This is a genomic window from Duganella caerulea, assembly GCF_040362985.1.
Classification (GTDB): domain Bacteria; phylum Pseudomonadota; class Gammaproteobacteria; order Burkholderiales; family Burkholderiaceae_D; genus Rugamonas; species Rugamonas vulcania.
In genome coordinates, this window is sequence record NZ_BPWJ01000005.1 from 269,676 (window position 1) to 285,704 (window position 16,029).

At 59.4% G+C, this 16,029-nt stretch carries 10 protein-coding genes; 6 read left to right on the top strand and 4 right to left on the bottom strand.

All coding sequences use genetic code 11. From position 1 onward, the window contains the following. Positions 1-100 precede the first annotated feature (100 nt). Positions 101-577 carry an Lrp/AsnC family transcriptional regulator gene (locus tag ACUJB0_RS16965; RefSeq protein ID WP_161092372.1) on the top strand — a complete coding sequence of 159 codons (477 nt, stop codon included), beginning with the start codon at positions 101-103 and terminating at the stop codon, positions 575-577. 62 nt (positions 578-639) lie between these two features. Beyond that, entirely contained in the window at positions 640-1,803 is a 1,164-nt protein-coding gene (locus ACUJB0_RS16970; RefSeq protein ID WP_444846232.1) for an HPP family protein, read from the top strand. Positions 1,804-1,863: 60 nt separating this feature from the next. On the opposite strand, the gene ACUJB0_RS16975 is transcribed toward ACUJB0_RS16970, so the two are convergent. Then, positions 1,864-2,523, bottom strand: a complete 660-nt coding sequence (locus tag ACUJB0_RS16975) for a PEP-CTERM sorting domain-containing protein (protein ID WP_444846233.1) — start codon at positions 2,521-2,523, stop codon at positions 1,864-1,866. Between the two features lie 213 nt (positions 2,524-2,736). Between ACUJB0_RS16975 and ACUJB0_RS16980 the strand changes: the two genes are divergently transcribed. Next, the gene (locus ACUJB0_RS16980) at positions 2,737-4,554 is read left to right on the top strand and encodes a DUF885 domain-containing protein (protein WP_444846234.1); all 1,818 of its coding nucleotides are present in this window, start codon (positions 2,737-2,739) and stop codon (positions 4,552-4,554) included. A gap of 138 nt (positions 4,555-4,692) precedes the next feature. Next, entirely contained in the window at positions 4,693-6,123 is a 1,431-nt protein-coding gene (locus ACUJB0_RS16985; RefSeq protein ID WP_444846235.1) for a sensor histidine kinase, read from the top strand. Here ACUJB0_RS16985 and ACUJB0_RS16990 read toward each other — a convergent pair. Then, positions 6,095-6,703 carry a helix-turn-helix domain-containing protein gene (locus tag ACUJB0_RS16990; protein ID WP_117012696.1) on the bottom strand — a complete coding sequence of 203 codons (609 nt, stop codon included), beginning with the start codon at positions 6,701-6,703 and terminating at the stop codon, positions 6,095-6,097. The genes ACUJB0_RS16985 and ACUJB0_RS16990 overlap by 29 nt on opposite strands. Positions 6,704-6,872: 169 nt before the next feature. On the opposite strand from ACUJB0_RS16990, the gene ACUJB0_RS16995 reads away from it, so the two are divergent. Both ACUJB0_RS16995 and ACUJB0_RS17000 read left to right on the top strand, forming a co-directional pair. Continuing rightward, on the top strand, positions 6,873-7,097 hold the full coding sequence (locus tag ACUJB0_RS16995; protein WP_444846236.1) for a DUF433 domain-containing protein: 225 nt from the start codon (positions 6,873-6,875) through the stop codon (positions 7,095-7,097). A 1-nt stretch (position 7,098) separates the two neighbouring features. Continuing rightward, complete coding sequence (locus ACUJB0_RS17000; protein ID WP_444846237.1) at positions 7,099-7,431, top strand: DUF5615 family PIN-like protein; 333 nt, start codon at positions 7,099-7,101, stop codon at positions 7,429-7,431. 65 nt (positions 7,432-7,496) lie between these two features. Here the strand turns inward: ACUJB0_RS17000 and rpoC are convergent, their stop codons facing one another. Both rpoC and rpoB read right to left on the bottom strand, forming a co-directional pair. After that, positions 7,497-11,729, bottom strand: coding sequence for a DNA-directed RNA polymerase subunit beta' (gene rpoC / locus ACUJB0_RS17005; protein WP_117012695.1), 4,233 nt, complete (start codon positions 11,727-11,729; stop codon positions 7,497-7,499). A gap of 74 nt (positions 11,730-11,803) precedes the next feature. Then, positions 11,804-15,910, bottom strand: coding sequence for a DNA-directed RNA polymerase subunit beta (gene rpoB / locus ACUJB0_RS17010; RefSeq protein WP_444846238.1), 4,107 nt, complete (start codon positions 15,908-15,910; stop codon positions 11,804-11,806). Positions 15,911-16,029 lie beyond the last annotated feature (119 nt).

Consider the following 16,029-nt stretch of genomic DNA (forward strand, 5'->3'; position numbering starts at 1 on the left):
TGCCTACAGTTTACTCAGCCGCGCTGAAACAGATGTACTAAAATACCCCTGATACGCGTCCCATCCAGCATTTTTATGCTCCATCTCAGGAAATAATAGAATGAATCCACTCGATCGCTACGATTATGCAATTTTGTCTGCATTGCAAGGCGACGGCACGCTGTCGATCGCCCAGCTCAGCGAGCGGGTCGGGCTGTCCACCACGCCGTGCTGGAAACGGGTGCGGCGGCTGGAGGAGGAGGGCTATATCGAGAGCCGCGTGGCCATCGTCAACCGCCGCAAGGTGGGCTTGCCGGTGACGGTGTTCGTCAGCGTGCGGACCAGCCAGCACGACGACAAATGGCTGGCGCGTTTCGCCGCGGCCGTGGTCGCCTTGCCGGAAGTGCAGGAGTTCCATCGCATGAGCGGCGACATCGATTACTTGTTGAAGGTGGTAACGAGCGATATCGAAGGATATGACAGGTTTTACAAGAAGTTAATCAAGGTGGCGCAGCTGTCCGGGGTGTCGTCGGCGTTTTCGATGGAGCAGATCAAGATCACCACGGCGTTGCCGCTGGAGCTGGTTTCGCACCAGTAATGTGCAGTGGCGGGCCGGGCATGGGATAATAATTGTCCCATATCAAATACTTGATTAAGCCCATGCGCGCACTGCTCGACCGCTGGCTGCCCAGCCCCACCACCGCCAGCCGCCGCGAACAGCTGCGCGCCGCCGGCGGCGCCCTGTTCGGCCTGTTGCTAACCGCGCTGCTCGGACAATCCATGGCGCCCGGCGCCCTGTTCCTGGTCGCGCCGATAGGCGCCTCGTCCGTGCTGCTGTTCGCGCTGCCGGCCAGTCCGCTGGCGCAGCCGTGGTCTGCCATCGGCGGCAATGTGGTCAGCGGCCTGATGGGCGTGCTGTGCGTGCGCTACTTCGGCGACGTGCTGTCGACTCCCCTGCTGTGCGCGCTGGCCGCCAGCACCGCGATCGCCGCCATGTTCGCGCTGCGCTGCCTGCATCCGCCCGGCGGCGCGGTGGCGCTGACGGCGGTGATCGGCGGCCCGGCCATCCACGCGGCCGGCTTCGCCTTCCCGCTGGTGACGGTGCTGGTCGACACGACGCTGCTGGCCGTCATGGCCATGCTGTACAACAACCTGACCGGACGGCGCTATCCGCATGCGCAGCAAAGCACGCATCCGAATCCGCACGCGACCAAGGACGCCGTGCCGACCGTGCGGCTGGGCTTCAAGCCGGAAGACCTGGACGCCGTGCTCAAGCAATACAACCAGGTGCTGGACATCAGCCGCGACGAGCTGGAATCGCTGTTCATGCAAACCGAGCAGCGCGCCTACCAGCGCCGCTTCGGCATCATCAGCTGCGCCGACATCATGTCGCGCGACATCATCAGCGCCGAGTTCGGCACCAGCCTGGAGGAAGCCTGGCAGCAGATGCGCACGCACCGCGTGGCCGCGTTGCCGGTGCTCAACCGCGCGCGGCGGGTGATCGGCATCGTCACGCAGACCGATTTCCTGGAGCACGGCGGGCTGGACGACTATCGCAGCATCCGTCATCAACTGCAGCGATTTCTGCGCAAAAGCGGCGTAACCCACACCGAAAAGGCCGAAGTGGTCGGACAGATCATGACCCAGCATCCCACCACGGCGCGGCTGGACACGCCGATCGTCGACCTGGTGCCGCTGATGGCCGACTCCGGCTTCCACCACATCCCCATCGTCGACGAGGAACAGCGCTTCGCCGGCATCATCACGCAGTCGGACCTGGTGGCGGCGCTGTACGAGAGCCGTTTCGCCGAAGCGGCGGCCTGAAATAAAAAAGGCCGCGCCCGAGGGCAGCGGCCAGGCTGTGCTGCTTTGTTATTGCTTGAATCAGGATGCGGCCTTGCGGCGGCTGACCACCGCGCCCAGCAGGCCCAGTCCGGCCGCCAGCATGGCGTAGCTTTCCGGCTCCGGCACGGGAGACGTGATGGCCGCCCCTACCGTGGCGCCGTAGTAGTACTCGCTGTTGGGGGTAATGAAGCTGATATCGGTGTAAGTTCCGCTAAATTTCAGCAAACCATTCCCTTCGTAGCCGGTGACGGTCAGGCCGCTGCTCAACAGCGTGCCGCCGCCCCAATGGCCGGCGCCCTGGCTGAGGATGGTGAGGCTGCCGTTCTGGAACACAAAGCTGACCGGGACGCCGCTCTGGCCGACGCTGAACACGTCGATGTACGGATCGACCACCGCCTGGCTGAAGTGGAAGTGATTGACGGTGGCGTTACCACCCATCATCAGGATGGTGCCGTTGCTGCCTGGTGTATTGGTCACTTCGGCATTGGTGAACGACGAGGGCACGTCGTAGATGTTGGAACTGTAATCGAGGCCTATCGTGTCGCCCGTGTAGGTGACGGCGATCGTCTGTGCGTCCTGCGTCAGGCTGCCGCTGCCGGCGTTGACCCAGGCTGTCCAGCTGACGGTCGGCGTTGCCGCGGATGCCGCCAACGGCGCGGCCAAGGCCAGTGTCCATGCGGCTTTCATGATTTTTTTCATGCCATCCCTCCCTGTGTATAGTGCGGTGCAAGTTACGCGACCGAGTTCTCAGCATACGCCGCTTTTTTATGTTCTTTAAACAATTGTATTTGCAAATTTGAAGTTAAAATTTCCATGCAAAAACAATGTATCGCCGATACAAAAATTGTCCCAGCGCCGCCCCGCAATGGCTTATGCTAGGCGCCAATTTTGTGACATTCCGAGGACGTAACTATGACGTATCGCCGCAACACCCTTGCTACCCTTGCCCCGCTCGCAGCGGCCGTGATGCTGGCGTTCGCGCCGTTGGCGTCCAGCGCCGCCGCGCCGGCCACCGCTGTTCCACAAGTGAGCCCCGCGCCCGCCCACAAGGCGCTGCTGGCCCTGGCTGACCAGTACTATGACGCCGCGGCCCGCTTCGAGCCGATCAACGCAACGGAAAACGGCGACAACCGTTTCGACGATCAACTGGGCCTGAGCATCGCCCCCGCCAAGCGTGCCCAGCAGTTCAAGCTGTACCGCCAGTTCGCCGCCCGCCTGAAGACGATCAAGCGCGTCCAACTGGATAACGGCGACCGCATCAACTACGACATCCTCGGCTACGAGCTGAACCAACTGCTGGCGATGGAGAAGTTCCCCGAACATCTGCTGCCGATCAACCAGATGGACAGCGTGCCGGTGACGCTGGCCAACTACGCGGGCGGCGAAGCCTCGCAACCGATCGGCACCGTCAAGGAATACGACGCTTACCTGAGCCGCATCAGCCAGCTGCCGGCCTGGATAGACCAGGCCATCGCCAATATGCGCGAAGGCATCAAACAAGGCATCACCGAGCCGAAAGCCATCATGGAATCGGGCTTGCCGCAGTTCCAGAAGCTGGTCAGCGCCACGCCGGAAAGCAACATCTTCTACACACCGGTCACCAAGCTGCCGGCCGCCTTTGCCGACGCCGACAAGCAGCGCCTGACCGCCGCCTACCGCAAGACCGTCGGCGAGCAATTGATGCCGGCGCTGGCCCGCCTGGCGACCTTCCTGGAAAAGGAATACGTGCCGGCCTGCCGCACCACCACCGGCCTGGGCGCGTTGCCGAACGGCGCAGCCTGGTATCAGGCACGTGTTGCCGGCGCCACCACAACCTCACTCAAACCCGATGAAATCCACGCCATCGGCCTGAAGGAAGTCGCGCGCATCCAGGCCCAGTTCGAAGTGCTGGGTCCCAAGCTGGGCTACACCGGCCCCGCGTCCGGCCTGCCGGTCTGGGTGGCGGCGCAGCCGAAGTTCTACCCGTTCAAGACCGAGGACGAAGTCCAGGCCGTCTACCGCAAGCTGAACGATGTGCTGGACACCAAGCTGCCGCTGATGTTCACACTGCTGCCGAAGGCCAAGCTGGACCTGCGCCTGGAACCTGAACTGAGCCGCGCCACCGCGTCCGACCACTACACGGCGCCGGCCGGCGACGGTTCGCGCCCGGGCGTGTTCTGGTCGGTGGTGAACGATCCGGCCAAGTACGGCAGCACCGGCATGACCACGCTGTTCCTGCACGAAGGCAAGCCTGGCCACCACTTCCACATCGCGCTGATGCAGGAGCTAAATCTGCCTAACTTCCGCAAATATGGCGGCAACAACGCCTTTACCGAAGGCTGGGCGCTGTATGCGGAAACGCTGGGCAAGGAAATGGGATTGTTCGACGACCCCGCCCAGTACTTCGGCCACCTGAACGACGAACTGCTGCGCGCCACCCGCCTGGTGGTCGACACCGGCATGCACGCGCAAGGCTGGACCCGCGAGCAGAGCATCCAGTACATGCACGACACGCTGGGCTATGACAATTCGGCCAAGACCGAAACCGAACGCTACATGGCCTGGCCGGGCCAGGCGCTGGGCTACAAGATCGGCTCGCTGAAAATCGTTGAACTGCGCCAACGCGCGGCCAAGGCGCTGGGCGACAAGTTCAGCCTACCGAAGTTCCACGCGGTGGTGCTGGGCGACGGCACGCTGCCGCTGGCCCTGCTGGAAGAAAAAGTCGACCGCTGGATCGCTTCGCAGAAGTAATCGACGGGGCGGGCCACGACGGCCCGCCCATCGCACGAACCTTTGATCTGACGCAAACACTTATTCGATAATCAAGCAGGCCAGATTAACAAGCGCAATACTGCGGACTAACCATACCCCAGTCCGTTGGAAGAACGCATGCACTCTCTACTGCCCGCAGTGGTCTCCGTGTTACTCCTGTGCTACGGGGCCTATGTGTTGCACTCGCGAGGCGTCAGCCGCGTCAACCTGACCTTTTTCCTGTTGTGCGCGACCACCTTCTGCTGGCCGTTCGCCTGGGCCGTGCTGTTCCAGATCCGCGATCCACACAAGGCGCTGGTGCTGGCCAAGCTGGGCTACCTGCTCATCCTCTTCCTGCCCACCACGCTGTACCATTTCATCGCTGAATTGACAGCCCGGCGCAGCGAGCGCCGCTGGGTGGAGTTGTCCTATGCGACCGCGGCGGTGCTGGGCGTCATCATGTTGAGCACGGACTGGCTGATCGCCGGCCTCTATCCCTATTTTTTTGGTTTCTACCCCAAGGCAGGGCCTCTGCACGGGCTGCATCTGGCGCAAACCGGCCTGGTGGTTGGCCGCGGCCTGTGGCTGCTCTACCGGCGCCAGCAGCTGGCCGTATCGACCGCGAAGAGCCGGCTGCGCTACTGCGTGGTCAGCCTGCTGATCTATTTTCTTGCCTCGGTGGATTATCTGTGCAACTACGGCGTGCAGTTCTACCCGCCGGGTGTGCTGTTCGTGGCGGCCAGCCTGGGGATGATCGCCCAGGCCATGGTGCGGCACAACCTGCTGGCCGACCCGATCGTGGTGGCCGCCACCGTCGCCCACGAAATCCGCACGCCGCTGGCGACCATCCGCAACCAGTCGCGGGTGCTGGCCAAATCCCTGCCGGAGTTGCTGGCTGGCTATCAAATCGCTGTGGAGCATCAACATATCAAGCCGCTGCTGCAACCGGCGCAGCTGAATTACCTGAGCAAGCTTACCGAGCATATCGAAGCGGAAATCAGCCGTTCCAATTTCATTATCGACATGATGCTGGCCTCCGCCCGCGCTGGCAACCTGAGCCGCAGCGACTTTGCCAACCACTCCATCAAGCAATGCGTGGATGAAGCCCTGGCCTGTTATCCGTTTGAAAATTCGATGCGCGAGAAGGTGGTGGTGAAGGCAGCCGAGGACTTTACCTTCTTCGGCTCGGATACCTTGTTGGTCTACGTGCTGTACAACCTGTTTAAAAACGCGATACACGCGATTAAATTGGCCGGCCGTGGCGAGGTGGAAATCGCCTTCTTTACCAAGGGCGATAGCAAGCAATTATTGGTGACCGATACCGGTGCGGGAATACCGGACGACGTATTGCCACATGTATTTGAACCGTTTTACAGCACCCGGCATAATGGCGGCGGTACCGGCATGGGATTGGCATTCTGCGAGCGGGTTATTACCGCATTTGACGGAAAAATATATTGCGAATCCCAGGCGGGAAAATACACGAGGTTTTCCGTACTCTTTCCACAGCATCAGGCTGAAGCACCGAAAAAATACCGGATTAGTTTACCGCGACTTCTTCGCCACTGATTTTTTCCAAATCGGTTTCATCGCCCAGCACGTATATTTTCTGCTCCCGTAATACCTGGAGAATAAAAGGTTGTTGCTCGCGCAGGCGGCGTTTAAAGTCCGGGATGGAATAAAGATTGGGATTGATTTTACGCCGCAATAAACGCTCGGCGACCGGCAGGCGGGATAATAATTCGCCGTAGCTGGTGTTATCGCCGATCAGCATTAATTCCACGGGCGTATCCATGCCCTCATGTTCCTTGGCGGTGGCGCCATAAACAAAGGCCACATTCAGCACATGCTGCAACGGCGCCAGCGCCGAATTCAACACGCTCACCAAGCCGAAGGTTTTCTTGACCAGGTTGCTTAATTCCCCGAACACGATGCATTCCTTGTTGGGCTTAAAGCGACGCACGTTACCGATGCGCTCGGACACGATGACGCCCGACTCATGTAGCCGTTTCAGCTCCCGCTGAGCCGAGGCGCTGCCCAAACCCGTCAGGCGCATGATCTCGTTCAAGTGGAATCCTTGATTGACACGTACGAATAGCAAACCCAGCAGCTTTTGCTGGGCAGGAGTGAAGAGTGCTTGAGCGATCATGAGCCAAATCTTAGCATGAACACACCACAGTCTGGCGTGTTAAACGTACGGTTTCCGAGTCAACTTGCATCCGGCTAGGCTCAAGACGCCGCCACGCCTGCCAGTTGTCAATGCGTGAAGTCCAAAGTCGCCTATATTGAATACATACGCATAGGATCGGGAGACTACAATGGAGCTAGATCTACACCAGCGGATTACCATAGATGAGGCCCAGTGCGGTGGAAGAGCATGCATACGTCATCTGAGATTCAGGGTCTGCGATCTATTAAATCTGCTTGCGGCTGGTGAAAGCTATGAAGAGATATTGATTGACTACCCTTTTTTGGAAAGGGAGGATATATATGCCGCGCTCGCTTACGCGGCGGGCTTAATGGAACACGCTTCGGCCGCTTAAATTGAAGCTGCTCATTGATAATCAGCTGCCGATCGCACTAGCTCGACATCTTACCGCGCTATCGTGGCAAAGCATTCATGTTTCAGATATCGGCCTGGAAGCGGCAAGCGATTTAGAAATTTGGCGATATGCAATTAAAAATGATTTGATTATCGTTACTAAAGACTCCGACTTTTTCAAGCGTTCAAAAATACAAGGATCTATTCCACCTCAAATAATATGGGTGAGGTGTGGCAACTGCGGGAGGACCGCACTGCTCACAAAATTTTCCATCGCAATGCCTAATATCGCCCGAGCAATCGCCATTGGACAGCCGGTTGTAGAATTCCATTAATCTGCGTAGACAATAAAAAACGGCACCCGAAGGTGCCGTTTTTATTTGCGGGACTAAAAGCTGAATTACGCTTCGCCGTCGTGCGGAATAACCGATTCGGTCGTTTCCACATCGCTGCTCGACATCGAGGCTTTCTCGGCCAGCAGCAGAGCTTGACGCTCTTCCACTTCCCACTGCTCTTTCTCTTTGCGAGCGCGGTGGAATGCCAGACCGGTGCCGCCTGGAATCAGACGACCAACGATGACGTTTTCTTTCAGACCACGCAGACCATCGCGCTTGCCCATAATCGCGGCTTCGGTCAGAACGCGGGTGGTTTCCTGGAACGATGCGGCCGAGATAAACGAATCGGTCGACAGCGATGCCTTGGTAATACCCAGCAGAACGTTTTCGTAGGTTGCAGGGATCTTATTCTCTGCAATCACGCGATCGTTTTCATCCAGCAGTTCCGAACGCTCAACCTGCTCGCCAACGATGTAGTTGGTATCGCCGGCATTAACGATCTGAACGCGACGCAGCATCTGGCGCACAATCACTTCAATGTGCTTGTCGTTAATCTTCACGCCCTGCAGACGGTACACGTCCTGCACTTCGTCAACGATATAACGCGCCAGCGCTTCGATACCCAGCAGACGCAGAATGTCTTGTGGATCGGCCGGGCCGTCGACAATCATCTCGCCTTTGTTCACTACCTGGCCGTCGTGGACCAGCACTTGCTTGTCCTTGGTGATCAGGAACTCGTGCTTGTTGCCGTCCATGTCCGTGATTTCCAGACGCTGCTTACCCTTGGTTTCTTTACCGAAGGCAACAGTACCGGTCACTTCCGCCAGCATACCTGCGTCTTTTGGCGAACGTGCTTCGAACAGCTCGGCAACGCGCGGCAGACCACCGGTAATATCGCGGGTCTTCTGCGATTCGGTCGGGATACGTGCCAGCACTTCACCGACGGACACTGCCTGGCCATCTTTCACCATGATCAGCGCGCCGACCTGGAAGCCGATCGCCACAGCGTGTTCGGTGCCGGCGATCTTCACTTCGTGGCCATCTTCGTTCAACAGCTTGACCTGTGGACGCAGGGTCTTGGTCAGCGAGCCGCGACGTTTCGCATCGATTACCACCAGGGTCGACAGACCGGTCACTTCGTCCACCTGACGGGCAACGGTCACGCCTTCTTCGACGTTCTCGAAACGCACCGTACCGGCGTACTCGGTGATGATCGGACGGGTCAGCGGATCCCAGGTCGCCAGGGCGGTACCGGCCTTGATGACCATGCCGTCCTTGACGATCAGGGTCGCGCCGTACGGCACCTTGTGACGCTCACGCTCACGGCCGTGGTCGTCGGTGATCAGCACTTCGCCCGAACGGGAAATGACGATTTGCGCGCCCTTGCCGTTGGTGACGTAACGCATGGTCGAGGTGAAGCGGATGGTACCGTTCGACTTCGCTTCCACCGACGATGCCACTGCCGCACGCGACGCCGCACCACCAATGTGGAAGGTACGCATGGTCAGCTGGGTACCTGGTTCACCGATCGACTGCGCTGCGACCACACCGACGGCTTCGCCGGCGTTGACCAGCATGCCGCGGCCCAGATCGCGACCGTAGCACTTGGCGCACAGGCCGAAGCGCGTGTCGCAAGTCAGCGGAGTGCGAACCTTGACTTCGTCGATCGACAGACGCTCGATCTCTTCGACCATGTCCTCGTCCATCAGCGTGCCGGCTTCGTACAGCGTAGCCTGGGTTTCTGGGTTGACGACGTCGTTGACCACCACGCGGCCGAGGATACGGTCGCGCAGCGCTTCGATAACCTCACCACCCTCGACCATCGCCTTCATCAGCGTGCCGTTGGACGTGCCGCAATCATCTTCGATCACAACCAGATCCTGGGTCACGTCGACCAGACGACGGGTCAGGTAACCCGAGTTCGCGGTCTTCAGTGCCGTATCCGCCAGACCTTTACGAGCGCCGTGGGTCGAGATGAAGTACTGCAACACGTTCAGGCCTTCGCGGAAGTTCGCGGTAATCGGCGTTTCGATAATCGAACCGTCCGGTTTCGCCATCAGACCACGCATACCTGCCAGCTGGCGAATCTGCGCTGCGGAACCGCGGGCGCCCGAGTCGGCCATCATGTAAATCGCGTTGAAGGATTCCTGGGTGGACTTGGTGCCGTCACGCTTGATGACGTCTTCCACTTTCAGTTGGTCCATCATGGCCTTGCCGACTTCGTCCGAGGTCTTGCCCCAGATGTCGACCACCTTGTTGTAACGTTCGCCGGCGGTGACCAGACCCGAAGCGTACTGCTGCTCGATCTGCTTGACTTCGGACTCAGCGGCCGAAATCAGGGTCACTTTTTGAGGCGGTACCAGCATGTCGTCCACGCAGATCGAAATACCGGCGCGGGTCGCCAGGCGGAAGCCCGACTGCATCAGTTGGTCAGCAAACACCACCGTCGCGCGCAGGCCGCACTTACGGAAGGACGTGTTGATCAGCTTGGAAATCTCTTTCTTCTTCAGCGCGCGGTTCAGCACGGAGAATGGCAGGCCTTTCGGCAGGATTTCCGACAGGATGGCGCGGCCAACCGTGGTCTCGTAACGGGTCACGGTGCGAACGAATTCGCCCGTCGCTGGATCTTTTGGATTCTCAACGATACGTACGGTGATACGGGTGGTCAGTTCCACTTCCTTGTTGTCGTAGGCACGGATGACTTCCGACACGTCAGGGAACAGCATGCCTTCGTTCTTGGCGTTGATCGCTTCGCGGGTCGCGTAGTACAGACCCAGCACGATATCCTGCGAAGGAACGATCGATGGTTCGCCGTTCGACGGGAACAGGATGTTGTTCGAAGCCAGCATCAGGGTGCGGGCTTCCATCTGTGCTTCGATCGACAACGGAACGTGGACTGCCATCTGGTCACCGTCGAAGTCGGCGTTGAATGCCGCGCAGACCAGTGGGTGCAGCTGGATGGCCTTGCCTTCGATCAGGACCGGCTCGAAAGCCTGGATACCCAGACGGTGCAGCGTAGGCGCACGGTTCAGCATGATCGGATGTTCGCGGATCACGTCTTCCAGGATGTCCCAGACGACCGGTTCCTGGATCTCGACCAGCTTCTTGGCGGCCTTGATCGTGGTAGCCAGGCCCATCAGTTCCAGCTTGTTGAAGATAAATGGTTTAAACAGCTCGAGAGCCATCAGCTTCGGCAGACCGCACTGGTGCAGTTTCAGCTGCGGACCCACCACGATGACCGAACGGCCCGAGTAGTCGACGCGCTTACCCAGCAAGTTCTGACGGAAGCGGCCGCCCTTACCCTTGATCATCTCAGCCAGCGATTTCAGCGGACGCTTGTTGGCGCCGGTCATCGCTTTGCCGCGACGGCCGTTGTCCAGCAGCGAGTCGACCGCTTCCTGCAGCATGCGCTTTTCGTTGCGCGTGATGATCTCTGGAGCGCGCAGCTCCATCAGGCGTTTCAGACGGTTGTTACGGTTGATCACGCGGCGGTACAGATCGTTCAGATCCGAGGTCGCGAAACGGCCGCCGTCCAGCGGCACCAGCGGACGCAGTTCCGGCGGCAGCACCGGCAGCACTTCCATGATCATCCACTCAGGCTTGATGCCCGAACGCTGGAACGCTTCCAGCACTTTCAGGCGCTTGGCGTATTTCTTGATCTTGGCTTCGGACTTCGATTCCTTCAGTTCCACGCGCAGGGTCTCGGCATCGCGGTGGATGTCGATCGAGCGCAGCAGTTCGCGGATACCTTCAGCGCCCATGAAGGCGGTGAAGTCGTCGCCGTACTCTTCGTACTTGGCGGCGTAGTCGTCTTCCGACATGATCTGGCACTTCTTCAGCGGGGTCATGCCTGGATCGGTCACCACGTATGCTTCGAAGTACAGCACGCGTTCGATGTCCCGCAGGGTCATGTCCAGCACCATGCCCAGACGGGATGGCAGCGACTTCAGGAACCAGATGTGGGCGGTCGGCGAGGCCAGCTCGATGTGGCCCATGCGCTCGCGGCGCACCTTGGCCAGCGTGACTTCGACGCCGCACTTTTCGCAGATCACGCCGCGGTGTTTCAGGCGCTTGTACTTGCCGCACAGGCATTCGTAGTCCTTGATCGGGCCAAAGATCTTGGCGCAGAACAGACCGTCGCGCTCAGGCTTGAAGGTACGATAGTTGATGGTTTCCGGCTTTTTAACTTCGCCGTAGGACCACGAACGGATTTTTTCAGGCGAAGCGAGACCGATCTTGATCGCGTCAAAAGTCTCGTTCGTCTGTACTTGCTTGAATAAATCGAGCAGTGCTTTCATGTATCACTCCAGGTAGTGATGAATTCTTTAAACTGCCCCACCGGCAACAACCGATGGGGCCCGTGCGTGATGTCTTAGTTGCGTTCCAGGTCGATATCGATACCCAGGGAACGGATCTCTTTCACCAGCACGTTGAACGATTCCGGCATACCGGCGTCGATCACGTGGTCGCCTTTGACCAGGTTTTCGTACACTTTGGTACGGCCGTTCACGTCATCCGACTTAACGGTCAACATCTCTTGCAGCACATACGATGCGCCGTATGCTTCCAGTGCCCACACCTCCATCTCACCGAAGCGCTGGCCGCCGAACTGGGCTTTACCGCCCAGTGGCTGCTGCGTCACCAACGAGTATGGACCGGTCGAACGCGCGTGCATCTTGTCATCGACCAGGTGGTGCAGCTTCAGCATGTGCATCACGCCGACGGTGACCTTGCGCTCGAACGCTTCGCCGGTGCGGCCGTCGTACATCGTGACCTGATTCTTCGACGGAGTCATGCCCAGCTTGGTCGCGATGTCGTCCGGATACGCCAGGTCCAGCATGCGGCGGATTTCCGACTCGTGCGCGCCGTCGAACACCGGCGTGGCGAACGGAACACCCTTCTTCAGGTTGTTCGCCAGCTTCATGATCTCTTCGTCGTCGAACTGGTCCAGATCTTCCGGACGGCCGTTCTCGTTGTAGACGGTGGTCAGGAACTTGCGCATCTCTTCGACCTTGATCTGCTGTTGCAGCATCTCGCCGATACGGATACCCAGGCCCTTCGCTGCCCAACCCAGGTGGGTCTCGAGAATCTGACCCACGTTCATACGGGAAGGAACACCCAGCGGGTTCAGCACCACGTCGGCCGGCGTACCGTCGGCCATGTATGGCATGTCTTCCACCGGCACGATACGGGAAACCACACCCTTGTTACCGTGGCGACCCGCCATCTTGTCGCCCGACTGCAGGCGGCGCTTGACGGCCAGGTAGACCTTGACCATCTTCTGCACGCCAGGTTGCAGTTCATCGCCCTGGGTCAGTTTCTTGCGCTTCTCTTCGAAGGCCAGGTCGAACTGGTGGCGCTTCTCGTTGATCGATTCCTTGATCGCTTCCAGCGCGGTGGCCGACGCGTCTTCCGCAGGGCGGATGTCGAACCAGTGGTACTTGTCCAGATCAGCCAGGTATTCCTTGGTGATCTTGGCGCCCTTGGCCAGCTTCTTCGGACCGCCGTTGACGACTTGGCCGATCAGCATTTTTTCCAGACGCTGGAAGGCATCGCCTTCCACAATACGCATCTGGTCGTTCAGGTCCAGGCGGAAACGCTTCAGTTCATCGTCGATGATCTGTTGCGCGCGCTTGTCGCGAACGATGCCTTCGCGGGTGAAGACCTGGACGTCGATCACGGTACCGATCATGCCCGAAGGCACGCGCAGCGAGGTGTCTTTCACGTCCGATGCTTTTTCGCCGAAGATCGCGCGCAGCAGCTTCTCTTCCGGGGTCAGCTGGGTTTCGCCCTTAGGCGTCACTTTACCGACCAGGGTGTCGCCCGCTTGCACTTCCGCGCCGATGTAGACGATACCGGACTCATCCAGACGAGCCAGCTGGTTCTCAGCCAGGTTCGAGATGTCGCGGGTGATTTCTTCCGCGCCCAGCTTGGTATCGCGTGCAACGACGGACAGCTCTTCGATGTGAATCGAGGTGTAGCGGTCGTCCTTGACGACGTTTTCCGAGATCAGGATCGAATCTTCGAAGTTCAGACCATTCCATGGCATGAAGGCCACGGTCATGTTCTGGCCCAGAGCCAGTTCACCCAGGTCGGTCGATGCGCCGTCGGCGATCACGTCGCGCTTGGCGACGCGGTCACCCACCTTGACGATAGGACGCTGGTTGATGTTGGTGTTCTGGTTCGAACGGGTGTATTTGATCAGGTTGTAGATGTCCACGCCGACTTCGCCAGCTTGCGCTTCGTCGTCGTTCACGCGAATCACCACACGGCCCGCATCGATGTAGTCGACGATACCGCCGCGCAGCGCCTGCACGGTGGTGCCCGAGTCGACTGCCACGGTGCGTTCGATACCGGTACCGACCAGTGCTTTCTCTGGGCGCAGGCAAGGAACTGCCTGGCGCTGCATGTTGGCACCCATCAATGCGCGGTTCGCATCATCGTGTTCCAGGAACGGAATCAGCGACGCCGCCACGGAAACGATCTGGCCTGGCGCCACGTCCATGTACTGGATGCGCTCTGGCGAGACCAGGATGGTTTCGCCGGCTTCACGTGCCGAGACCAGCTCGTCGCTCAGCATGCCGTTCTTGTCGATGGTCGCGTTCGCCTGAGCGATGATGTAGCGGCCTTCTTCAATGGCGGACAGGTAGTCGATCTGGTCGGTGATCTTGGAGCCTTCGACCTTGCGGTACGGGGTTTCCAGGAAGCCGTATTCATTCAGGCGGGCGTACAGCGCCAGCGAGTTGATCAGACCGATGTTCGGGCCTTCAGGCGTTTCAATCGGGCACACGCGGCCGTAGTGGGTCGGGTGCACGTCGCGCACTTCGAAGCCTGCGCGTTCGCGGGTCAGACCGCCAGGGCCCAGGGCGGAAACACGGCGTTTGTGCGTGATTTCCGACAGCGGGTTGGTCTGGTCCATAAACTGCGACAGCTGGGACGAACCGAAGAACTCGCGGATTGCGGCCGAGATCGGCTTCGAGTTGATCAGGTCGTGCGGCATCAGGTTGTCCGCTTCGGCCTGGCCGAGGCGTTCCTTGACGGCGCGCTCAACGCGCACCAGGCCGGCGCGGAACTGGTTCTCCGCCAGTTCGCCGACGCAACGTACGCGGCGGTTACCCAGGTGATCGATATCGTCGACTTCGCCGCGGCCATTGCGCAGTTCCACCAGGATCTTGATCACGGCCAGCACGTCTTCGTTCGACAGCGTCATGGCGCCGGTCAGTTCATCGCGGCCGATGCGGCGGTTGAACTTCATGCGGCCCACGGCCGACAGGTCGTAACGGTCGGCGCTGTAGAACAGGCCGTTGAACAGCGCTTCGACGGAGTCTTCCGTTGGTGGTTCGCCAGGACGCATCATGCGGTAGATCGCGACACGGGCGGCCATCTGGTCGGCGGTGTCGTCGATGCGCAGGGTTTGCGAAATGTAGGCGCCCTGGTCCAGGTCGTTGGTGTACAGCGTCTGGATTTCGGTGATGTTGGCTTCGCGCAGGCGGCCCAACACGTCTTCGGTCAGCTCATCGTTGGCGGACGCGACAACCTCGCCGGTCTCTGGATCGACGATGTTCTTGGCCAGCACGCGGCCCAGCAGATAGTCTTCCGGCACGGAGATGTGCTTGATGCCGTTCGATTCGATATCGCGCACGTGCTTGGCGTTGATACGCTTGTCCTTCAGGACCAGCGTCTTGCCTTCCTTGTTGACGATGTCGAAACGCGCGACTTCGCCACGCAGGCGCTCGGCGACGAATTCCATTTCCGCGCCTTCGGAGCGCAGGTTGAAATTGTCGAACACGAAGAAGTTCGCCAGGATCTGCTCGTGCGACATGCCGATGGCCTTCAGCAGGATCGTCACTGGCATCTTGCGGCGGCGGTCGACGCGGAAGAACAGGATGTCTTTCGGGTCGAACTCGAAGTCCAGCCACGAGCCGCGGTAAGGAATGATACGCGCGGAGAACAGCAGCTTGCCCGACGAGTGGGTCTTGCCGCGGTCGTGCTCGAAGAACACGCCAGGGGAGCGATGCAGCTGCGAAACGATAACGCGCTCGGTACCATTGATCACGAACGAACCGGTGGTGGTCATCAGGGGCAGTTCGCCCATGTAGACTTCCTGTTCCTTCATCTCTTTGACAACCGGCTTGGTCGGCGATTCCTTGTCCAGGATCACCAGGCGCACCTTGGCGCGCAGCGGCGACGCGAACGTCAGGCCACGCAGTTGGCATTCCTTGACGTCAAAGGCGGGATCGCCCAGGACGTACGACAGGAATTCGAGACGCGCAAAGCCATTGTGCGAAACGATAGGGAAAATCGAGGTAAAGGCCGACTGCAGGCCGTCGTTCTTGCGTGTCGACGGTGCTACGTCTTCTTGCAAGAAACTATGGTAGGACTCGAGCTGGGTAGCCAGCAGGAACGGAACGTGGTGAACGTTGGCGCGCTTCGCGAATGATTTGCGAATGCGTTTCTTCTCAGTAAATGAGTAGTGCATGGACACTCCGTGAGTGACAGAAAGGATAAAAAATTCAGGTTTTGCCAGTGCACTATTAGCCACTTCAGCAACAAGATCGGCTGCATGTCACACAGACGAAACCTGAAACTTCTACCATT